The 21,051-nt window shown below is 69.9% G+C and carries 16 protein-coding genes; 5 read left to right on the forward strand and 11 right to left on the reverse strand.

All coding sequences use genetic code 11. From position 1 onward, the window contains the following. Nucleotides 1-2 precede the first annotated feature (2 nt). Nucleotides 3-575, forward strand: a complete 573-nt coding sequence (locus tag G528_RS0104795) for a YdcF family protein (protein ID WP_051198282.1) — start codon at nt 3-5, stop codon at nt 573-575. A gap of 44 nt (nt 576-619) precedes the next feature. Here G528_RS0104795 and G528_RS0104800 read toward each other — a convergent pair whose 3' ends face one another. Next, a complete protein-coding gene (locus G528_RS0104800; protein WP_156890351.1) occupies nt 620-2,779 on the reverse strand; it encodes a heavy metal translocating P-type ATPase in 2,160 nt (719 codons plus the stop codon). Nucleotides 2,780-2,961: 182 nt separating this feature from the next. Here G528_RS0104800 and G528_RS0104805 point away from each other — a divergent pair, with 182 nt between their 5' ends. Next, complete coding sequence (locus tag G528_RS0104805; RefSeq protein WP_245569662.1) at nt 2,962-3,471, forward strand: hypothetical protein; 510 nt, start codon at nt 2,962-2,964, stop codon at nt 3,469-3,471. A gap of 99 nt (nt 3,472-3,570) precedes the next feature. Beyond that, on the forward strand, nt 3,571-4,839 hold the full coding sequence (locus G528_RS0104810; protein ID WP_026917988.1) for a flotillin family protein: 1,269 nt from the start codon (nt 3,571-3,573) through the stop codon (nt 4,837-4,839). 63 nt (nt 4,840-4,902) lie between these two features. Here G528_RS0104810 and G528_RS0104815 read toward each other — a convergent pair whose 3' ends face one another. The 5 genes from G528_RS0104815 to G528_RS0104835 are packed head-to-tail and all read right to left on the reverse strand — an operon-like array spanning nt 4,903 to nt 8,108. After that, nucleotides 4,903-5,238 (reverse strand): GNAT family N-acetyltransferase, encoded by a 336-nt coding sequence (locus G528_RS0104815; RefSeq protein WP_026917989.1) that lies wholly within the window; start codon nt 5,236-5,238, stop codon nt 4,903-4,905. Nucleotides 5,239-5,283: 45 nt separating this feature from the next. Beyond that, complete coding sequence (locus G528_RS0104820; protein ID WP_026917990.1) at nt 5,284-6,270, reverse strand: pirin family protein; 987 nt, start codon at nt 6,268-6,270, stop codon at nt 5,284-5,286. A gap of 34 nt (nt 6,271-6,304) precedes the next feature. Next, nucleotides 6,305-6,955, reverse strand: a complete 651-nt coding sequence (locus G528_RS0104825) for an LON peptidase substrate-binding domain-containing protein (protein ID WP_035719012.1) — start codon at nt 6,953-6,955, stop codon at nt 6,305-6,307. 26 nt (nt 6,956-6,981) lie between these two features. Beyond that, nucleotides 6,982-7,470, reverse strand: coding sequence for a GNAT family N-acetyltransferase (locus G528_RS16400; RefSeq protein WP_051198283.1), 489 nt, complete (start codon nt 7,468-7,470; stop codon nt 6,982-6,984). Continuing rightward, nucleotides 7,467-8,108, reverse strand: a complete 642-nt coding sequence (locus G528_RS0104835; RefSeq protein WP_245569663.1) for a VOC family protein — start codon at nt 8,106-8,108, stop codon at nt 7,467-7,469. The genes G528_RS16400 and G528_RS0104835 overlap by 4 nt, the downstream gene beginning before the upstream one ends. 131 nt (nt 8,109-8,239) lie before the next feature. Here G528_RS0104835 and G528_RS0104840 point away from each other — a divergent pair, with 131 nt between their 5' ends. Continuing rightward, nucleotides 8,240-9,091: a crotonase/enoyl-CoA hydratase family protein gene (locus G528_RS0104840; RefSeq protein ID WP_051198286.1), complete on the forward strand. Its 852-nt coding sequence runs from the start codon at nt 8,240-8,242 to the stop codon at nt 9,089-9,091. A gap of 17 nt (nt 9,092-9,108) precedes the next feature. On the opposite strand, the gene G528_RS0104845 is transcribed toward G528_RS0104840, so the two are convergent. Then, nucleotides 9,109-9,597 (reverse strand): nitroreductase/quinone reductase family protein, encoded by a 489-nt coding sequence (locus G528_RS0104845; RefSeq protein WP_026917994.1) that lies wholly within the window; start codon nt 9,595-9,597, stop codon nt 9,109-9,111. A 5-nt stretch (nt 9,598-9,602) separates the two neighbouring features. Next, on the reverse strand, nt 9,603-11,501 hold the full coding sequence (gene htpG / locus G528_RS0104850; RefSeq protein ID WP_051198324.1) for a molecular chaperone HtpG: 1,899 nt from the start codon (nt 11,499-11,501) through the stop codon (nt 9,603-9,605). Nucleotides 11,502-11,667: 166 nt separating this feature from the next. Between htpG and G528_RS0104855 the strand changes: the two genes are divergently transcribed. Continuing rightward, a complete protein-coding gene (locus G528_RS0104855) occupies nt 11,668-12,423 on the forward strand; it encodes a PIG-L family deacetylase (RefSeq protein ID WP_026917996.1) in 756 nt (251 codons plus the stop codon). Here the strand turns inward: G528_RS0104855 and recD are convergent. The 3 genes from recD to recC are packed head-to-tail and all read right to left on the reverse strand — an operon-like array spanning nt 12,420 to nt 21,009. Next, nucleotides 12,420-14,270, reverse strand: coding sequence for an exodeoxyribonuclease V subunit alpha (gene recD / locus G528_RS0104860; RefSeq protein WP_026917997.1), 1,851 nt, complete (start codon nt 14,268-14,270; stop codon nt 12,420-12,422). The two genes, G528_RS0104855 and recD, sit on opposite strands and share 4 nt — an antisense overlap. 8 nt (nt 14,271-14,278) lie before the next feature. Next, the gene (locus G528_RS0104865; protein ID WP_026917998.1) at nt 14,279-17,644 is read right to left on the reverse strand and encodes a UvrD-helicase domain-containing protein; all 3,366 of its coding nucleotides are present in this window, start codon (nt 17,642-17,644) and stop codon (nt 14,279-14,281) included. After that, complete coding sequence (gene recC, locus G528_RS0104870; protein ID WP_026917999.1) at nt 17,641-21,009, reverse strand: exodeoxyribonuclease V subunit gamma; 3,369 nt, start codon at nt 21,007-21,009, stop codon at nt 17,641-17,643. The genes G528_RS0104865 and recC overlap by 4 nt, the downstream gene beginning before the upstream one ends. Nucleotides 21,010-21,051: the final 42 nt, after the last annotated feature.

Below are 21,051 nucleotides of genomic sequence, written 5' to 3' on the forward strand. Positions count from 1 at the left end.
TCATGGGTCACCCGATTCGGCATCGTCGCGCACGGGGCCGCATTCGCACGTCGATCGTCGCGGTCGCCACCGCGCTCGCGGTCTGTATGGCGCCGGCACTCACGCCGCTCCCCGAGGCGCAGGCCGCACCGCCGTCACCGGGGCGCTTCCTGACGAACAACCCCGTGGGGCGTTACATCGTGGTCCTCGGCGCGCGGATGACGCCGACCGGAAATCCGCCGCACATTCTGCGGCAACGCCTCGACCGCGCCGCGCGCCTGGCCCACCACTCCCCGCTCAGCCGGGTGATCGTCACGGGCGGCAACAGTTGGTGGCTTCCGGTCCCCGAGTCGACGTTCATGCACGTCGAGTTGATGAAGCGGGGTGTCAACCCGCTGCGCGTCATCGATGAGCCGACTGCGACGTCGACGGTCGAGAACGCTCGACGCTCCGTCGCGATCCTGCGGTCGCTGCATGCCTCGGGTGCCGTGATCGTGACCAACGGATTTCACATGAAGCGAGCACTGAAGAACTTCCGCGACGAGAGCCGCCGAACCGGATCACGTCTGACGTTCGTGGCGGGGTACGCCGGCTGACACCGCGATGACCCGGTCGGCACGATTCACCGGCGGCCGGCCGGTCAGGCGCGCAGCACGCGCCGGACGCTCGACTCGGGTGTCAGGTCGAGTCGCCGCAACAGTTGCGAGTTGAGCGCGACGACCACTGTCGACGCTGACATGAGAATCGCCCCGACGCTCATCGGCATCACGAAGCCGACGGGCGCCAACACGCCGGCCGCGAGCGGCACGGAGATCAGGTTGTAGCCCGCGGCCCACCAGAGGTTCTGGGTCATCTTGCGGTATCCCGCCACGGACAGTTCGATCACCGAGACCACCGATCGCGGGTCGGATCCGGCCAGGACCACGCCGGCCGAGGCGATCGCGACATCGGTGCCGGCACCGATCGCGATGCCGACGTCGGCGCGGGCCAGCGCCGGCGCGTCGTTGACGCCGTCGCCGACCATGGCGACGACCCGCCCCTCGGACTGGAGTTCGGCGACGACCGCGGCCTTGTCCTCGGGCCGCACCTGCGCGTAGACCCGGTCGATCCCCAGTTCTGCGGCGACGGTGTCGGCGACCGCTCGGGCGTCTCCGGTGATCATCACGACACTGACCCCCAGTCGGTGCAGCGCGTCGACCGCGTCCTTCGACTCGGGACGGATGTCATCGGCCAGTCGCAGGGCTCCGGCGACGTGACCGTCGATCACGACGTGCAGGATGATCGCCCCCTCGTCACGCCACTCATCGCTGATCGCCAGTTCCGTCGCAGTCCGCGCCTCGAGGAGTCGGGGTCCGCCGACCTCCACTCGGCGTCCGTCGACCGACGCCGACACGCCCGTCGCGGGTTCGGAGGTGAAGTCCGTCGCCCGGGGGACGGTCAGTTCCTCGGCGCGTGCCGCGGCGACGATCGCCACCGCCAGGGGATGTTCACTGTCGGACTCGGCGGCCGCTGCGGCGGCGAGGACCTCGGCGCGCGAGTGGCCCCGGGCGGGTTCGACGGCGGTCACCGACGGTGACCCCTTCGTGAGGGTGCCGGTCTTGTCGAACAAGACGGCGTCCACCGAACGCATCCGCTCGAGTGACAGCCTGTCCTTCACCAGGACGCCGCCGCGTGCCGCCCGTTCGGTCGCGATCGACACCACGAGCGGGATCGCGAGGCCGAGTGCATGCGGGCAGGCGATCACCAGCACCGTGATCACCCGGACCACCGCGGTGTCCGGCATGCCCAGCAGCACCCAGACGGCGGCAGTGAGCGCGGCGGCTCCGAGCGCGAACCAGAACAGCCAGCCCGCGGCCCGGTCGGCGAGCCGCTGTGCGCGGGATGTGGACGATTGGGCGTCGGCGACGAGGCGGCGGATGCCTGCGAGGGCCGTCGCGTCGCCGACCGCACGCACACGGATTCGGAGTCCGGAGTCGGTCGCGACGGTGCCTGCGACCACGGGGTCGCCGGCGGAGCGCCGCACGGTCCGCGACTCACCGGTGACCATCGACTCGTCGACGCTGGCGCCGCCGTCGTCGATCGTGCCGTCCGCCGGGATCGATCCACCGGGCCGGACGAGGACCAGATCTCCGACACGCAGGTCCGCCGGCGCCACCGTCCGGACCCGCTCTTCGCCGTCGGGACCGCGATCGACGATCTCGGCTTGGTCGGGCAACAGGGCCGCCAGGGAGTCGAGGGCCGATGTCGTCTGCGCCAGCGACGCCATCTCGATCCAGTGGCCGAGCAGCATGATCACGATGAGGAGTGCGAGCTCCCACCAGAAGCTCAACTCGTCGTCGAGGACGCCGACGCTCGATCCCCACGACGAGACGAACGCCACGGTGATCGCCAGTCCGATCAGGAGCATCATTCCGGGAGCCCGTCCGCGGATCTCGTCGACAGCCCCGCTCAGGAAGGGGCGACCGCCCCACACGTACATCACGGTGCCGAGGATCGGCGCCACCCAGCGGGCCCATCCCGGCACCTCGTAGCCGACCAGCGACGCGAACATCGAGTCGGCGGCGACCACCGGGATCGCGATCAGCGTCATGATCCAGAACAGTCGACGGAAGGCCGCCACATGCCCCGCATGTCCCCCGTGACCGTCGTGTGCCCCGTGGTCGTGGTGTGCCTCGTGGCTCGCGTGCCCCTCGTGCGCGCTGTGCGCGCCGTGTGCGTCGTGTGCGTCGTGGCCCTGATGCTGATGCGCCCCGTGAGCGTGCGCGTCAACGGGTGCGTCGGTGTGGTCCGGCGTGTTCATGACGTCGACCATATACCCATAGGGGGTATCGGTCAACGGGGTGGTGCGGCCTCGCCGACCCCGATCGGCCGCCGCCACGTAGGCCGGACGAATGGCGGGACCGTCACGATGTGGGAGAATCGACTCATCACAGGGAGGCTCACCACAGCGAGGCTCATCACAGCGAGAAGACGGGGGCGCACATGATCTTGGGGACCGTTCTCCTGATCATCGGCGGCGTGGGGTTGGTTCTCACCCTGCTGTCGCTGTTCGGAGCCGAGATCGGCGACGTCGACATCGACCTCGGCGACTCGAGTGTCGGCCTGCTGTCGATCGTCACGCCGTTCGCCACCGGTTTCGGCCTGCTCGGCGGCGGCCTCATCGTCTTCGCCGACACCGGCATCCTGCCGGCGCTGCTCGTCGGACTCGTCACCGGAATCGTGCTGTCACTCGCCGCCGTCGCCGTCCTGGGCTTCCTCGTCGGCTCCGAAGAGGAGCTCCCCTCCATCGACGTGCTCGGCAGCCGCGTCCGCGTCGTCGAACCCGTCTCACCCGGCCGCTACGGCGTCGGCGAGATCCAGACTCCCCTCGGAGCACAGCAGGTGACCATCACCTGCGAGCAGTCGCTCGCCCACGACGCGGAGGCCGTGATCGTGGAGAAGGTCGACGACCGCGACGGATACATCGTGGCGCCTCTCGACCTCGCGAACTGAGGCGATCACCGGCTCCCGACACGGAACTCCCCAACACAGTGAACCCCGACACAACCCATCCCGGTTCCACGCGAACCGCTTAGGAAAGGAATCCCGCACATGGGAACCATCGTCGGCGCAGTAGTGGCAGTTGTGGCCCTGCTCGTCCTCATCGTCATCCTCCTGCTGTCGCGCTACCGCGTGCCGGGAGCCGAAGAGGCGTTCATCGTCACCGGCACCGGCAAGGGCCACCAGGGCAAGGTGTACCGCGGTACCGGCACCTTCGTCCTCCCGGTCGTCCAACGCGCCACTCGAGTCCAGCTCTCGTCGGTCAAGGCGGACCTCGACACGTCGACGCCCGCCAACGACGGCATCGAGCTGAGCGTCCGCGGTGTGGCGGTCGTGAAGGTGGGCGACACACCGGAGTCCATCCTCAAGGCGGGTCCCCGATTCGGCGACGACCTCAACCGGGTCAAGGCGCTCGTCACCGAACAGCTCTCCGGTGAGCTCCGTTCCATCGTCGGCACGATGACCGCCAAGAGCATCCTGGTGGACCGCCAGGCGCTCGTCGACCAGGTGGCGCAGTCGATCAAGGAGATCCTCGGCAATCAGGGGCTGGTCCTCGACAGCTTCTCGATCAACGACGTCCAAGACTCCGACGGGCAGTATTTCTCCGACCTCGCCGCCCGCGAGCGGTCCGATCAGGCGGCCATCGCCGCGAAGTCGCGCGCCGAAGCCCACCGCGTGGCCGAGGAGAGCCGCATCGCCAACGAGCAGGCGGTCATCGAGCAGCAGCGTGAACTCGACATCGAACGGGAGGGGGCCCGTCAGGCCACCGACCGCGCGGCGGCCGAGGCCGACGCCGTCCGCCCGCTCGTGGAAGCCGAGCGCCGCCGCATTCAGGTGGAGAAGGACAACGACGTCGCCGAACAGCAGGCACGTCTGCGCGACACGCAGCTCGACGCCGAGGTCCGCCGTCCCGCGGAGGCCGAGCTGTTCGCCGCACAGCAGCGCGCCGAGGCCCGCAAGGCCGAGATCGTCGCCGAGGCCGAGGCCAAGGCCGAGGGCATCCGCATCACCGGTGACGCCGAAGCGCAGGCCCTCGAGAAGCGCGCCGAAGCACTCGGGAAGCTCGACAAGGTCGGTCAGCTCGAACTCGTGCTGAGCAAGCTCCCCGACATCGTGCGTGCCGGCGCCGAGCCGCTGACGGATGCCAACATCACTCTCGTCGGCGACTCGGTGGGCCCGGTGTCGAAGGGCGCGGGGACCAACGTGGTGAGCACCCTCGAGCTGATCCGCGGCACCACCGGCCTCGACGTTGCGAACATGCTCGCCCGCCTCGGCGACCGCGAGGAGACGACGCCGGCGGACGAGCCGTCCGACTCCTGACCACTTCCGCCGTCCGAGCCGACCTGCCGTCGGTGTCCCGGAATCGGGGCACCGACGGTTCGGTCAGTCGCGTGTGCGTCCCAGCGAGTTCAGGATCGACGGCGTCGGCCGCGTGAAGGGCAGCTCGCGTTTCTCCAGATAATGCAGCACCAGCGGACAGACCGGGACCACCTCGAGGTCGGCCCGCCGCGTGTCGTCCAACGCCGCCGCGACCAGCGTCGACGACAATCCCCTCCCCGAGAACCTGTCGTCGAGTTCGGTGTGCGGGAACACCCGCAGTCCGTCCATGTCGACGAACTCGGTGAAACCCGCCGCCTCACCGTTCACGGTGATGTCGAACCGCCCGAGCTCATCGTTCCTGGTGACCTCGACCCGCTCGTCGGCCGTCGTATTCGTCATCGCTGACCTCTCCTCATCATTTCCCCCAGGGTCATTTCCCCAGGGTCAGCTCTCGCGCCGCCTTCTCGGCCTGAGCCTCGTGCCGGGGAGCGGGGGCGCCGGAATCCACTCATCGGCCGTCCACCCGCTCACCGTTCCGTAACGCTCCGAGCGCTCCTGCCATTCCTCACGGTAGGCGACGATCTCATCGTGATCGCGGCCCACGAAGTTCCACCACATCACCAGATCCTCGGCGAACGGTTCGCCGCCGAGCAGGACGGCGCGGGCCGTCGAGTCCGTCGGATTGTCAAGCCGCACGCTGGTGCGTCCGGGACCGACATAGCCCATCGAGGCCCGTTCCAGCGACACGCCTTCGAGGTCGAGCGCCGAGGTGTCGAGGAGGACGCCGTGCTCGAAGGTCGCATCGACGTCGAGGACGACGTGAGCCCCCGGATCGATGAGGATCTCGGCTCCCAGCAGCGGCGTCGCGGTCTCGATCGCCGCTCGGGAGCCGCCGAGGCCCCCGGCGAAGACCTTCATCGATCCGGCCGCCGCGCCGTCGGAATCCGTGACCTCGACCGATTCGGGCGCATAGTGCTGGAAGCCGTGGCGTCCGTGGCGAACCGTATCGGGCAACGCGACCCACAACTGCAGACCGTGCAGGATGTCGGTGCTCTCGGTGGAGACCTCCGAATGACTGATTCCGTACCCCGCAGACATCAGGTTCATCTCACCGGGCAGCACCATCTCGTGGACGCCCGCACTGTCGCGGTGCTCGATCTGACCCTCGAACAGCCAGCTCACGGTCTGCAGTCCGGTGTGGGGATGCGGGAGCACCCGCATCCCGCCCGACGACGCCACCGGCTCGGGCCCGTAGTGGTCGGCGAAGCACCATGCGCCGACCATCGATCGGTCGCGAGTCGGCAGGGTGCGGTTGACGCGCATCGCCCGAATCCCGCCGAGCGGAACCGATCGGGACTCGATCACCTCGACTCCTCGCCGCGGCTCGGGTCCGCAGGCCAGCTCGGTGGGGTCACTCTCGAGATTGCTCATCTCGGCTCCTCTCCGCTCCGCGCCCCGCGGAGGCTCATGGGTTCAATCGGAATCGCAGTGCGGCCACCAGATCGTCGAGGGCCGACTCGATCGCGTCGATCCGGCGCGCCGGATCGGGTGCGGCCAGGACCGCGTGACGATCGGCGGTGCCCAGTGGCAGATCGGATGCCGCGCGAAACGACTCGGCGACGGGGTCGCCGTCTGCGTAGCAGACGTCATCGAGCAGATGGGCGGCTATCCAGCGCAGCTGTGGGTCTCGGCGTCCGCCCTGCCCGCAGAGCAGACGGAGCTGTGCCCGTCGCTCCATGATCCCGTCCCAGACGACGTCGCCCACCGCCTCATCCGGGTCGTCGCGGACCACGGCCCTCGGGTACGGATCGTCCGGCAGCCACGCCTCGACGCGGATCCTGGCCAGACCCCGGCAGGTCAGCGACATCCGGCCCGCCCCCGACGGCGTCCACTGGTCGATCTCCACCGCGGTCCCCACATCGGCACGCACGTCTCCCCCACCGACCTCCGAGCCCCGTTCGATGAGAACGACGCCGAAGCGGCCGTCCGTGGCGAGCACGTCGGGGATCATCTCGGTGTACCGGCGTTCGAACACCCGCAGCGGCAGCAGTTCACCCGGGAGCACGACCGCCCCGAGGGGGAACATCGGCAGCCCGGACGACGGGAGCGGGGACATCGGGGACGGGTACGTCGACCGGCCGGTCATGATCGCCCCGCGAGCAGTTTCTCGAACCACAACTGCGCATAGGGGTTCTCGTTGTAGGCGGCGACCCGGACATAGCCCTCCGACTCGTACAGGGCGATCGCCTCCGTCAGCCGCGCATGCGTGTCGAGCCGGATCACCCACCGACCGTTCGCGACCGCCTCATCCTCCAGACGTGCGACGATCCGACTCCCCAGGCCCGCCCCGCGGGCCTCTCCGGAGACCCAGACCCGCTTGATCTCCGCGACCCGCTCATCGAGGAAGGTCACGGCACCGCAGCCGACCGCCGACCCCGCTGACTCCGATGAATCCGATGACTCCGCCAGGACGACGACGCCGCGACCCGGCGCCAATGCCTCATCGTCGACCGCACCGCCGTGTGCCGGATCGAAGCCGTCCGGCAGTCGCGCGGCGAGCTCGCGATAGTACCTGCGGGTGCAGTCGAGCACCCGCGGATCGTCGGCCCGAGCCGTTCGCAGGACGATCACGGTCCGTCCTGCTGGATCAGCAGCGTCCCGGTCCCGAACGCCGGTTCGCGCACCGTACAGACCCGGGTCCCGGGCTTGCGGCCCGCGCGGACCTCGCTCACATCGATTCCGGCGGCCACCAGACGGTCCCGTTCCCCGTCGATCGACGGGGCGCGCCAGGCCAGTCCCATCAGTCCCCAGTCGTCGGTTCCGCCACCGGCGACCACTTCGAGCACCACCGTCGGCGTGCGGAAGAAGAGTTGGGCGACCCCGTCTCCGAGTTCACGGATCAATCGGAGGCTGATCCCGAGCCGACCGCCGAACAGGGCGAGCGCCTGCTCGACGCTGCCGCCGGTGAGGACCAGATGATCGAGCATCGTCGTTCCGTCGGCCGCGATGTCATCGGCGACCCCGAAGGGACGGTGGTCGACGAGCCCCGCCCGCCGGTCGTCGGTGATCTGCGTCCGCAGCCCGCGCCTCCCGGCGAAGTCGACTGCCGCATCCAGATCCGACACCCGCAGGTCGACCGCGACGTCGCCGTCGGTATCGGCGATCGTCACCGCGGCGTTGCTTCCCGTCCAGAGAGCATCGGATCCCGACCCCAGCAGCAGCTCGTACGCTCGACGAGACGCCTCGGCGTCCGGCACCGGAAGGGACACACGGACATCGTCCACCTGCAACGGATCTCGCAGTGTTCTCACCGCTTCATCGTGTCACAATCCGGGCGGCCGGCGCCCGCGCCGAAAGGTCGACGCACGTCCCGGCGCCCCCCGCACGTACCATCTGACAGATGATCGACACCAGCATCCCGGACTACCGCTCCCACGCCTACAAGGCCTTCACCGTCTCCGTCGACGAGCACGTCGCCGAGGTGACGCTGATCGGCCCGGGCAAGGGGAACGCGATGGGCCCCGACTTCTGGAGCGAGTCCGCGGGACTCTTCGGCGCACTGGACGCCGACCCCGAGGTTCGCGCCATCGTGGTGACGGGGTCCGGTGAGCACTTCTCGTACGGACTGGACCTGCAGGCCATGTCCGGTGCGTTCGGCAAGGTTCTCGCCCCCGACGCGAAGGCCGGGCCCCGCACCGAGTTCCACTCGACGATCACGAGCATGCAGGGCGCCATCAACGCCGTCGCCGACTGTCGCACGCCGGTCATCGCGGCCGTCTCCGGATGGTGCATCGGCGGGGCGGTCGACATGATCAGTGCCGCCGACATTCGTCTGGCCAGTGCCGACGCGAAGTTCAGTGTCCGCGAGGTCCGCGTGGCGATCGTCGCCGACATGGGGTCGCTGGCACGGCTGCCTGCGATCATCGGGGACGGACACACGCGTGAACTCGCACTCACCGGCAAGGACATCGACGCCGCCCGAGCAGAGAAGATCGGTCTGGTCAGCGATGTCTACGACGACCGCGACGCAGTCCTCGCCGCGGCACGCGGTCTGGCCGGCGAGATCGCCGGCCTGGCACCGCTCGTCGTCCAGGGAACCAAGCAGGTGCTCAATCAGGGTCGCGACGCCCAGGTCGCCGACAGTCTCCGCTACGTGGCCGCATGGAATGCGGCGTTTCTCCCCAGTGAAGACCTCACCGAGGCGATCACCGCGGTCTTCGAGAAGCGACCGCCCCGGTTCCGCGGCGAATAGACGTCGACGACGCGCTCTCACCCGTCGGCACCGTCCGCGCCGGCCGGCGACAGTCGGAACACCGGGATGACCCGTTCCGTCCGCCGCGCGTACACCGCGAAGTTCGGCCAGACCGCGAGCAGCCGGTCCCAGGCCTCGCGACGATCCCGATCGACGAGCTCCCGACGACGCATCTGTCGCGACCGGCCGTTCACCTCCACGGCGATCACCTCGGCGTCCCGGAGGTTGAACACCCAGGCCGGCGCTCTCTGGCCGCCGAAGAACGAGCCCGCGACGATCCAGTCCGGGCCGTCGCGGGCGGCCAGGACCGTCGTCCGCCGGAGCACGCCGCTGCGGCGCCCGGGAATCACCATCGTGACCCCCGGCAGACCCGCCAACCGAAGCAGACCGACGCGACCGCGCGTCACGAATCGCAGGGCCCCGTCGATCGCCAGGATCACCGGCAGGAACGTCGGCAGCGAGTCGATCGCCCCGATCCGCACCGCGATCGGGGTCAACAGCCCCACGGGCCTCAGCCCAGATTCTCGGTGAGGGTCGCGGCGAGAAGGCGGGCGATCTCCGCCGGATCCTCGAGGTCGCCTCCCTCGGCGAGCACGGCGGTGGCGTGGACGAGCCGAGCCGCCGGAATCAGCGTCGTGTGATCGTCCCCCGACTCGAACGCCGTCCGCAGTGCGGTCACGAGCGCGTTGTCGGGGTTCAGCTCGAGAATCCGCTTCGAGGTCGGGACCTCCTGACCCGACGCACGGTAGAGCTTCTCCAGTTGCGGCGTCATCGAGAAAGCATCGCCCACCAGGCACGCCGCCGAGTCCGTCAGCCGCGAGCTCAGCCGTACCTGCGTGACGTCGTCGGCGAGGGTCTCCCCCAGCCACGACAGCAGTGGCGCGAACTGTTCATCGCGCTGCGATGTGGCGTCGGTGTCGGACTCGTCGGCGTCGCCGTCGAGATCCACCACCCCCTTGGCGACGGAGACGAACTGCTTGCCGTCGAACTCGGGAACCGCACCGACCCAGACCTCGTCGACCGGGTCCGACAGCAACAGGACTTCGATGCCCTTGGCGCGGAACGCCTCCAGGTGAGGAGACTTCTCGATCTGAGTGCGCGACTCACCGGTCATGTAGTAGATGACGTCCTGCTCGGACGACATCCGCGAGATGTAGTCGTCCAGGGTCGTCGGCTCGTCGTCGCTGCGGGTCGATGCGAACACCGAGGCCTTGAGGATCGCCTGCGCATTGTCCTGATCGCTCATGAGGCCTTCCTTGAAGACCCTGCCGAAGTTCGACCAGAACGTCGTGTAGTCCTCGGGCCGCTGATCCTGAATCTGCTGGATCGACGAGATGACCTTCTTGACCAGACGACGTCGGATCGCCCGGATCTGCCGATCCTGCTGCAGGATCTCCCGGGACACGTTGAGCGACAGGTCGGCGGCGTCGACGACACCGCGGACGAACCGCAGGTACTCCGGCATCAGCTCGTCGGCATCGTCCATGATGAAGACGCGCTTCACGTACAGGTGGATGCCACTGGTCCGCTCGCGCATGAACAGGTCGAACGGCGCCTGCGTGGGGATGAACAGCAGGGCCTGGTATTCGAAGGTGCCCTCCGCGCGAACCGTGATGGTCTCCAGCGGATCGTCCCAGGCGTGCGAGACGTGTCGATAGAAGTCCGCGTACTCCTGCTCGCTCACCTCGTCGCGCGGACGCGCCCACAGCGCCTTCTGCGAGTTGAGGGTCTCGTCGACCTCCTCGACCGTCGGTTCGGTCCGCTCGCCGTCCTCCGCGCCTTCCTCGGAGCCCGCATCGTCGAGCGGAACGGGTCGCGTCACCGTCATCCGGATCGGCCACGAGATGAAGTCGGAGTACTTCGTCACGAGGCGACGCAGGACGGTCTGATCCGCGTAATCGTGCACCGCGTCGTCGTCATCGACTGGTTTGAGAGCGAGTGTGATCGCGGTCCCCTGCGGTGCGTCCGGTGCGTCGTCGAGGGTGTAGGTGCCGTCGCCCGTCGACTCCCACCGGGTGCCGACGGACTCCCCGGCCTTCCTGGTCACCATCGTCACCCGGTCGGCGACCATGAACACCGAGTAGAAGCCGATGCCGAACTGTCCGATGAGTGCGTCGGCGTTCTCCTCGGACGAGTCGGCCAGTGCCCGGCGCAGCTCGTCCGTTCCCGACTTGGCGACCGTGCCGATCAGGTCTACCACCTCGTCGCGAGACATGCCGATCCCGTTGTCGGAGACCGTCAGCGTGCGCGCCTGCGCATCCGGGGTGAGCCGGATGTGCAGATCGGAGATGTCGACGTCCAGGTCCTTGTCCCGCAACCCCTCGATTCGCAGCTTGTCCGCCGCGTCCGACGCATTCGAGATCAGCTCGCGAAGAAAGCTGTCCTTGTTCGAGTAGATCGAATGGACCATCAGATCCAGCAATTGGCGAGCCTGCGCCTGAAACTCGTACACCTGCGACGTCACCGCATTCACTCCTCATCGTCACCGCGATCGATCGCCGACGGAATCCACTTGCGTCGGCCGACGGAATTTTCGCCGCCGAGTGTACCGTCCCGCGCACGCGTAAGCTGGTCCCGTGTCTGGCGTCCCCCGTGCCCTCTTCGTGCACGCCCATCCCGACGACGAATCGTTGTGGACCGGCGGCACCCTCGCACGTCACACACGCCGCGGTGGCGACGCCGACCTCGTGACGTGCACATGGGATCGGGGTACCCGGCGGCACGCCGAACTCGTCGTCGCGGCCCGAGAACTCGGATTGCCGCGCGAACCGATCATGCTCGGTTACGCGGACAGCTTCGTGCCGGAGTCCGCACCGGGTGCGACGGCCTTCGTCCGCGCCCCGTTCGACGAGCAGGTGACCGCACTCGTCGACCACATCCGTCGACTGCGGCCGCATGTCATCGTCACCTACGACGCCTACGGCATGTACGGGCACCCCGACCACATCCACGCCAATCGACTCTCGTGTGCCGCCGCCGACGCGGCGGCACTGCCTCCCTACTGCCCCGAACTCGGCGAGCCGTGGCAGGTGTCGACCATGTACTTCATCACCATCCCCGAGACCACGGTGAACGCACTGCGGCCCCACCTCACGGCGGATGCCCACCTGCCGATCGTCGGCACCCCGACCGCCGCACTCGATCTGGTCGTCGACGTCGACGACTGCACGGGCCGCAAGGTTCGGGCGATCCTCGCACACCGGACCGAGATGGCTCGAAGCGCATCGATGAAGCAGTTCGCCGGGCTGCCGCGTGACCCGCAGCGACTGTTCTTGCGGACCGAGGCGTACCTCCGGCGCGACCTCGTGCCCGGCGGGGTCGACCTGCTCTAATACTCCACCAGATCGGTGCGCAGCCCCGATGCGCGTGCCACCCGTCTCCCGACGGCTGCACGCAACGCGTCCCGCGAGCCGATGATCGTGACCTCGTGCTCCGCACGGGTGATCGCCGTGTACAGCAGCTCTCGGGTCAGCAGCTCCGCGTCCTGCGGCGGCAGGATCACCGTCACCGAACCGAACTGACTGCCCTGGCTTCGGTGAATCGTCATCGAGTAGACCGCGGTCACGTCGGCGAGCTGGCTCGGATGCAGGCGCTTCACCTCATCACCGCGTTCGAAGACCGCCATCGGCTCGCCGCCGTCGGCGGCGATCACGACACCGGAGTCACCGTTGTAGACGCCCTGCGCACGATCGTTGGCGGTGACCAGCAGCGGCTCTCCGGGCGACCACCGGCCCGCGGGCAGACCGCCGAGGTCTTCGGCGATCCACGTGGTCACCGTCCGCGACCACCCGGAGACCCCGTACGGCCCGTCCCGGTGCGCGCAGAGGACGCGGTGCCCGCGCAGCGCCGTCACCGCGCCGCGGGCGTCACCCGCCGTCGCCGCGTGACGCAGGTCCGCCGCCCACGCGACGACCGTGGACCGCACGTCGGCGACCGCCGCCAGGTCGTCCTCATCGATCAACCGGACCGGATGATCGGAGTCGCGGCCGTGCCCCACGAGGGACAGAACGCGATCCGCGTCCCCGTCGTTGACCGCTTCTGCGACCTCCGAGATCCGGTCACCGTACCGATGGCCGCGCCGCAGGGTGATGACGCCGCGCGCCAGCGCGATTCGCTCGGCGTCGTCGAAGTCGGACTCCCCGAGGCGCGCCGGCACCGAGAACGACGCCGCAAGAGGTGCCGTCGCAGTCGGCGGAACCACGCGGTCGACCAGGTCGGCCAGCACCGCGCCCGCCTCCACCGACACGAGCTGATGGGGGTCGCCGACGAGGATGAGACGGGTGTCGGTCCGCAACGACTCCAGCAGCCGGCACATCATGGTCACCGGCAGCATCGACGTCTCGTCGACCACGACGACATCGAACGGCAGCCGATTCGCCGGCCCGCGCACGAACGTGCCGTCCGGCCGCGAGCCCAGCAGTCGGTGAACGGTCACCGACGTCGGTTCGCTGTCGAGGATTCCGTGCGTTCGGCGGTATTCACCGATCGCAGTCTGCAACTGGGCCGCGGCCCGACCGGTCGGCGCACACAGGCCGATCCTCAGGTCGCCGCTGTAGAGCGTCTCCATCACCGCCAGGATCCGCGCGATCGTGTAGGTCTTTCCGGTCCCCGGTCCCCCGGCGAGCACGGTCGTCCACGACGTCGCCGCCAGCGCGGCTGCCGCACGCTGCCGGTCGTATCCCGCCGCCACGTCGGAGTCCCGCGCGCCGAACGCGGTGTCGAGGGCGTCGGCGAGCAAGCCCTCGTCGACGATCGGACGGTCCGCGGCCCGCGCATCGAGGATCGCGCGGATGCTCTGCTCCTGTCGGAAGTACTTCCGCAGATACAGCAGGGGGCCGTCGGCGGAGTCGGCGAGCGCCAACGGCCGCAGCGGCCCTGTCGAGGCGCCCCGCACCAGGTGCGACTCGCGCAGGGCGCCGACCAGGGCGTCGGCGGCGGGCCACCGTGGTCCGTCCGCCTCACCGGTCGCGCTCTCATCGAGGTCGGCGAGTCGCACGCACGTCGACCCGCTGCGCACCGCCCGAACCGCCAACGCCGTCGCGACGAGCACCTCGTCGGCGACCGGTTCACCCGACAGCGCCGCGACGCGACGGGCCACGTGGACGTCGGCGGCAGTCAGCGCACCGGCGTCGGCGAAGGGCGTCAACGCGTCGTCGGCGCCGGTCACCGGCAGCCGCATCGGCCCGGTCACGACTCCTCCTCCGGCGCGCGGCCCGCCAGCAACGCGGACATCTCGATCACCAGCGCGGGCGGCACGCGCCACTCGAAGACGCCGCAGCCCGGAGGTGTCGACGGCCCCGCCATGCCCCGCACGAAGTGGTACTGCACGGGTCCGAGCCGCTCGGCCGCCCCATAGTCGGGGATCCGCCAGCGTAGATAGCGGTGAAGAGCGACCGAGTAGAGCAATGCCTGCAGCGGGTAGTGGGCCGACATCATCTCCTCCGCCATCGAATCGCGGTCGAAGTCCTCGACGGTCAGATCACCGGGACGGATCCGGTTCGTCTTGTAGTCGACCACGGCGAACCGCCCTCCGGGAATCCTCAACACCGAGTCGATGCTGCCGGTCAAGAAGCCGGCGAAACGTTCCTGCGACACCGAACGGACGCGGTCGGCGTACGGTGCCAACGGGTCATCGGCGGGGAGGTGTCGGCGGAGCAAGTCGCCGACCTCGTCGAGCCCGAAGCCTCCTCGCCGCGCCGAGAGCGGCATCTCGAAGTCGAGCTCCGCGAGTCGGTCGGCGGGACCGATGCTCCACAGATCACCGAACCCGAGGGGCGTCGTCAGCACCCCGATCAGCGACCGGGCCAGTACGTCGACGTCGATGTCCGCACCGCGCATCGCCGCGCCCTCCGAACACTTCCGCACGACGTGCGCCGCCATGTCGGGCGCCGACGTGTCGACGTGTTCGAGGACCTCGTGGACCAGTGTCCCGAACGCGGCCCCGAACGGCAGGCCGTTCATCAGCGACGGCGTCCCGGTGTCGGAGCGCGCCTCCGGCGTCGCCGGCTCGCGTCCCGCGTCGTCGGGTTCGTCGGGGCGCAGGACGTCGTCGCTGACCAGCCCCTCGGCGAGCGCGCCGTGCGCGAGGACGCCCGCCGGCCCCCCGGTGTGGGCGACGGCGTGCGCCGCCGCCACGATGGCCGAATACGACGTCCGTCGCCAGACGGTGTCGATCCGCCGGTCGAACACCGAGACCGCCAGGGGCGGAGCGGCTTCCGCCGACGGCGCGGGCCGCCACATCGTGCGGCCGTGCCGCCCCGCCGGTTCCACCGACACCGTCGAGACACCGTCGGCCGCCGACCGCAGTACGTTGACGCAGTCGACCTCGTCACTCGGGACCGGAACCACGTCCGGGATCGCCGACCGGTCGTCGGACTGCATCGCCGACCGCCGCTCGGACAGGGTGAACAACAACCGGTGCAACGCCCCGCGCGGGGTCGTCGTGCTCGGCGCCCACCACATGACCACCTGACTGCGGGCGCGGGTCGCCGCCACGTACAGCAGCCGAAGGTCCTCGCCCGCGCTCTCCGCTCGGGCCCGAGCTTCGCGTCGGTCGCGGCCCCGAGCGTGCCGACCCCCGACGTCGAGATTGCGCACGTCGTCGTCATCGTGGAACAGGAAGGTCGCCGGCTCCCTCGGCCCCGCCCCGTCCCAGCCGAACGGGATGTACACGATCGGGAACTCCAGTCCCTTGCTCGCGTGAACGGTCATGATCTGCACCGCGGCCGTGTCGCGGTCGAGTCGGCGCACGTCTTCGCCGCGTCCGCCCCAGCGGGAGTCGTCGTCGATGCGATCGCCGAGCCACTCGACCAGGGAGGCGAGACTCGATCGACCCGCGGCGGCCTCCCGGTTGCACAGTTCCGCCAACTGCAGGACGTCGGTGAGCATCCGCTCCCCGTGCTCCAGCGCGAGCAGCCTCTCCGCGGTCTCGAACCGCGTGTACAGTCGCTCGGCCATCGCCGCGAACCCGCCTTCGACGAAGACGGTCGCCAGGTCGGCGAACGCACCGGCGAGGACGCCGACTCCGGCGTCCCCCTCCTCGTGCAGTCTGCGAGCCGTCGCACCGATGATCGGGGTGAGGGCCGCCAAGCGCAGACCGGGCAGCCGCGAGGGCGTCTCGATCGCCGAGAGGACGTACCACCAGTCCCGTGCGGCACGCGTGGAGAAGATCGAGGTCCCCGAGGTGACGACCGAGGCGATTCCCCTCGCGGCCAGTTCCCGCTGCAGCGGTGCGATCGTCTTGTTGGCGCGGAGCAGGACGGCGACGTCCCCCGGCTCGACGCTCCTGGCGGACCCGTCGTCGTCCACGACGGTGACCGATCCGCCCAGCGTGACCGCGATGTCGTCGGCGACGTCCTCGATCACCCGGTCCCGCACCGGACCCACCAGCGGGCTCGTGCCGTCCTTGGTGTGGACGGTGAAGTCCGACGCCGTGAAACCCCGGATCCGCACCGCTGCGGCACCGCGGATGCGCGACCCGGCGTTCGCGGCCACGACCGGCAGGTGGCGAATGTCGGGATGTCCGAGCGCGGCTCCGTGGAACAGCGACTGCAGCCCGGAGACGACGGCCTCGTCGGAACGTCTGTTGACCGTCAGTCGACGGCGGTCGCCCGCTGTGCGCGCAGCGCCGAGGTAACTGAGGACCTCGGCCCCGCGGAAGGCGTATATCGACTGTTTGGGATCTCCCACGAGGATCATCGGAACGTGCCCGTGGAAGCACAGCCGTAGGATGTCCCACTGCTGCGGGTCGGTGTCCTGGAATTCGTCGACGAGGACGGCGGAGAACTGTGCCCGGATCCTCGCACGCGCCAATTCCCCGACGTGTTCGTCGACGACGATGCGGTGCAGGGTGTCCTGCAGATCGGAGTAGGTGCGCACCCGGGCCAGCTGCTTGCGGATCGTCGCCGCCTTCCGCGCATGCTCGGCGACCGCGACCCGCAGTTCGGCGTCGCGGTCGCCGCTGTCGTCCGGCGTCGGCGCGAGCCGGGCCGACGTGTCGCGGACCGCCGCGATCGCGATTCGCTCCACGTCCTCGTACGGGGGCGCCGAGTCCGGATCCCCGGCGAACCTCGCGAGGTAGGCGTCGCGGGCGAGTTCGGCGACCATGTCGTCGACGTTCTCGAGGATCGGGAACTGCTGCTGACGGTCGCCGAGGAAGCCGAGCGCGGCGAGCATTCGATTGCAGAACGTGTGGGTCGTCGCCATCGTCGCGGCGTCGAAGTCCGACAGCGCGTCGGTGAGGCGGTCTCGCACGGCGGCCGGATCACCGTCTCGTGCCAGAGCGGCGATCAGCGGGTCGGCAGATCCGGCGGCACGCTCGGGGTCCTCGAGGGCCGTCGCGCACTCGACGAGGCGTGCATGCGTCCGGTCCCTGAGCTCCGCCGACGCCGCATTCGAGAACGTCGCCATCAACAGCGCCGACACGGGGACGCCCGCGGCGACGTAGCGAACGGCCATCGCGACGATCGCGTACGTCTTCCCGGTCCCCGCGCTGGCTTCGAGCACCGTCGTCGACTCCGGAAGGGGCCCGAGCAGATCGAACTCGTCGGTCATCGATCCCGCTCCATCTGCAGCATCGGTCCGAAGACCGCCGCGGCGAGGCCCACGTAGACCGATCCCGAGCCGTCACCGGGCACGTCGATGCCGGCATCGCGGGCGACCTGCGCGGTCGGGACCGCCTGGCGGAGCGTGTCGAACGACACCGCGGCGTCGGCGTCACCGTGGAAGACCAGACCCGCATACCGGTTGCGGTCGCCGTAGGAGTACCCGTATCGCGATTCGGCACGACGCAGGGCGCGGTCGGGCCGGCCGCCGCGTCCGAAGTCCTGCGCGGCCGCGGCTCCGGCGTCCAGGGTCAAGCCCATGGGCGCCGCCAGGCCGAGATCGCGGATCGCGACGAGCGTGGCCAGATGATCTCTCGCATCATCTGGCACGGTGAGCCTGCTGATCTGTGCGGCCGCGTCGCGTCCTCCGGCGCCGCCGATGACGATCGCCTCGCGCACCTCGGCGTCGGAGCCGGCAGCGACGGCCAGCAATCGGATCCAGGCGCCGATCCGGTGCTTGACCCCGAGCCGCGAATACGACACCGGAACCAGGCGGCCGTCGAACACCTCGCCCACGGTTCCGTGAATCCGCCGGCCGCCCGCGAGCGGGACTCGGACGTCGATCGCATCGGGTGCCGATCCCCGATGACCGGATCCCGCGAGTGCGATGGCTTCGGCCTTCTCACTGAGCGTCGCGAGCAGCCGGGTACCGAAACCGAAGGGCGGCAGAGTACCCCGGCGGAGTTCTGCTCCCCGCGCCGCCGCCGGGTCGTCGCCGGTGAGCAGCGCCCGCAGGAACCGATCGCCCACACCCCACCGTTCCAATCCGTCGAGGTCGACCGCGAGTTCATCACGATGCTCGTCGGGCGGGTCGGGAATCCCCACTCCGAGCCGTTGCCGGGCGAACGCCTCGATCGGTGCGGTCACGAACGCGATCAGCTCGTCGAGCTCCACGTCGGCGGCGGTGTCCACCGGCGGCAGGGCCTCATCGGCGATCACCGGAAGCCGGTCGCCGCGGCGGCCGGACCTGTTCAGCGAACTCAGCGCTCTGGCCGCCGGGAGCAGCGTGCTGTCGAAGCTGACGGGGCGGTCGCCGACGAAGTTCCTTTCGTCGAACGCGTGGAGACTGTGGCGATGCACGATCGGCGAGGTGGCGCCGGGCGGCAGCTCGAGCAGTTCGCGGGTCGCCTCGACGAGGTCGGCGACGACGGCGGCCGGCGGCAGTTCCGCTCCCGTGAGCGGATCGGCGCCGGTGTAGAACACCAGCAGGTGATCGGTTGCGGCACAGATCGCATCCAGGAACAGCTGCCGATCCTCGTCGCGGGGACTGCGTTCACCCACCAGCGGGATCGCGGACAGGATGTCGTCACCGTCGACGGCGGGCGAACGCGGGTAGGCGTCGGCATCCATCCCGATCACGACGACTGCCCGGTGCGGCACCGATCGCATCGGCGCCATCGACGTGACGGTCAGGTCGCCGGTGCAATAGTTCGCCCGCGTGGGTCGTCTGCTCATCAATGCGTCGACGAGGTCGCGGACGTCGGCCGGGTCCAACGGCGGGGCCGACTGGTCGCCGGGTGTCGTCAACGCCTCGGTGACCATCGCCACGCACTGCGCCCGCTGCCACTCGGTGTCGGAGTCGACCGCGGTCAGTGCGTCCACGGCGCCCAGCAGGATGTCGCGCCACTGCGCGGCCGACGCCGTCCGGGTCGTCTCGTGGAGGATCGTCGTGAGTCGTTGGACGAACTCCGCGAGGCGTCCGGCGAGGTCGGTGTCGGTGGAGTCGATCCCCGACAGCGGCAGCGCGGTCGCGAGCCATTCGTGCGTCGACTCCTCGGCGACGACGCCGAGCAGGATGCGGTCGAGGCCCGCCGCGACGGTCCCCTGGGGAAAGCCGGCGAGCCCGAACCGAGACCGTTGGGTCTGGTCGACGCCCCAGCGGATGCCGGCACGGCGCACCCAACCGGCGATCGTGTCGATGTCGTCGTCGGTGAACTCGAAGCGCCGCCGGACCGGTTCGGCTGCGGCCAGGTCGATCAGATCGCCCGCCCGGACGCGTCCGGCGCCGAGTTCCAGCACCCGGCCGACGACGTCGAGGACCGCGTTCTGTTCTCGCGCTCCTCGATCGGCGAGCCGGACTCGGACGGAGTACGCCGGATGGTCGAGTCCCGGCTGCGCGAAGGCGCCCCGGATGAGGGGGGCGAACCTGTCGACGTCGGGGCACAGCACGAGGACATCGCGCGGTTCGAGGTCCGGATGGTCGGCGAAGAGTCGCAGCAGCCGGTCACGAAGGACTTCCACCTGGCGTTGCGGCCCGTGGCAGGCGTGGACCTCCAGCGTCCCGTCGGGCTGTGCGCGCGCACCGGTCGGCGCGGTGTCGCGCGCGTCGGCGCGAAGACCGGCCTGCACGCGGCCGAGGAGACCCGATCCGGGATCGGGGCCCGGGTGGCAGATCACCTCGTCGGCCGACGGGGACAGCACCTCCTGGCGTTCCTGGATCTCGTGCGAGAGGGCGCCGAGCAGTCGATTCGTCGGGCGGATCGGGGGGCGCGCGGATCGCCGAGCGGGGTGCGGGAGCCGGGAACGCGAAGCGACCTGGCCCCACAGTGCGGGTGACGGGTGCGGCAGGTAGATCTCGACGTCGCGGTGCTCGGCGAGTGCGCCCATGACGGTGCGGAACGTCTCGTGCGCGCCGGTCGTGCCGAAGACGCCGAGGCGGGCGGGCAGATCGACCGCGTCGGGGTCGTCCCGCAGCCTGGCGGTGAGCGACGGCAGGCCCTCGGCGAGGTGGGGGTGGCCGATCTCGTCGCGGACCCGCCGCCACAGCCACGGCTGCCACAGGAAGTGGTCTGCCAGCGCGGCGCCCGACCCGTCGGTGTCGTGGCCCGCGGCCCAGTCCGCGATCATCGACGGCCGGTAGCGGCCGTAGCGGCGGAACAGCGTCGCGATGGTCGAGGCCGCGGACAGGCGCCGCGCCCGCCGCCGATCGGCCGTGTGCCCCCGCTCGCCGCGTCCGAGGTGCTCGGCGACGACGGCAAGTTCGGGCCGGTCGATCTCGGCGTCGAGGACACGCAGCACCGGCCACCGCAGGCGGTCGTCGAACCACAGCGCGCCCGCCTGCGGATCGTCGGCCACCGTGTCCACGATGCGATCGAGGACCCATTGCGGTGAGTCGAACGCGATGTTGGCGGCGATCCCGTCGCCGTCGGCGGTGCCCAGCCGTCTGGCCATCCGTTGACGCAGCCACCGTTGGACGCCGGGTTCTGAGACCGTGACGACCTCGGGCGTAAACGGGTCGCTCAGCGGGACCGAGAGGCGGTCCGCGAGCACGTCGGCGAGCACGTCCGCCCGCTCGCCGCGGTGGATCCTCAGCATTCCGCCTCCCCAATCCTCACCGTTGGTCCCGTGACTGGTCCC

This window comes from Gordonia shandongensis DSM 45094 (genome assembly GCF_000423025.1).
In the GTDB taxonomy this organism is placed as follows: Bacteria; Actinomycetota; Actinomycetes; order Mycobacteriales; family Mycobacteriaceae; genus Gordonia; species Gordonia shandongensis.

Bases quoted from the DNA above. Each gene is read 5' to 3' on its own strand.
- G528_RS0104795 (WP_051198282.1), top strand. From the start codon at position 3: ATGGGTCACCCGATTCGGCATCGTCGCGCACGGGGCCGCATTCGCACG.
- G528_RS0104800 (WP_156890351.1), bottom strand. From the start codon at position 2,779: ATGAACACGCCGGACCACACCGACGCACCCGTTGACGCGCACGCTCAC.
- G528_RS0104805 (WP_245569662.1), top strand. From the start codon at position 2,962: ATGATCTTGGGGACCGTTCTCCTGATCATCGGCGGCGTGGGGTTGGTT.
- G528_RS0104810 (WP_026917988.1), top strand. From the start codon at position 3,571: ATGGGAACCATCGTCGGCGCAGTAGTGGCAGTTGTGGCCCTGCTCGTC.
- G528_RS0104815 (WP_026917989.1), bottom strand. From the start codon at position 5,238: ATGACGAATACGACGGCCGACGAGCGGGTCGAGGTCACCAGGAACGAT.
- G528_RS0104820 (WP_026917990.1), bottom strand. From the start codon at position 6,270: ATGAGCAATCTCGAGAGTGACCCCACCGAGCTGGCCTGCGGACCCGAG.
- G528_RS0104825 (WP_035719012.1), bottom strand. From the start codon at position 6,955: ATGTCCCCGCTCCCGTCGTCCGGGCTGCCGATGTTCCCCCTCGGGGCG.
- G528_RS0104840 (WP_051198286.1), top strand. From the start codon at position 8,240: ATGATCGACACCAGCATCCCGGACTACCGCTCCCACGCCTACAAGGCC.
- htpG (WP_051198324.1), bottom strand. From the start codon at position 11,501: ATGGTCCATTCGATCTACTCGAACAAGGACAGCTTTCTTCGCGAGCTG.
- recD (WP_026917997.1), bottom strand. From the start codon at position 14,270: ATGCGGCTGCCGGTGACCGGCGCCGACGACGCGTTGACGCCCTTCGCC.
- G528_RS0104865 (WP_026917998.1), bottom strand. From the start codon at position 17,644: ATGACCGACGAGTTCGATCTGCTCGGGCCCCTTCCGGAGTCGACGACG.
- recC (WP_026917999.1), bottom strand. From the start codon at position 21,009: ATGCTGAGGATCCACCGCGGCGAGCGGGCGGACGTGCTCGCCGACGTG.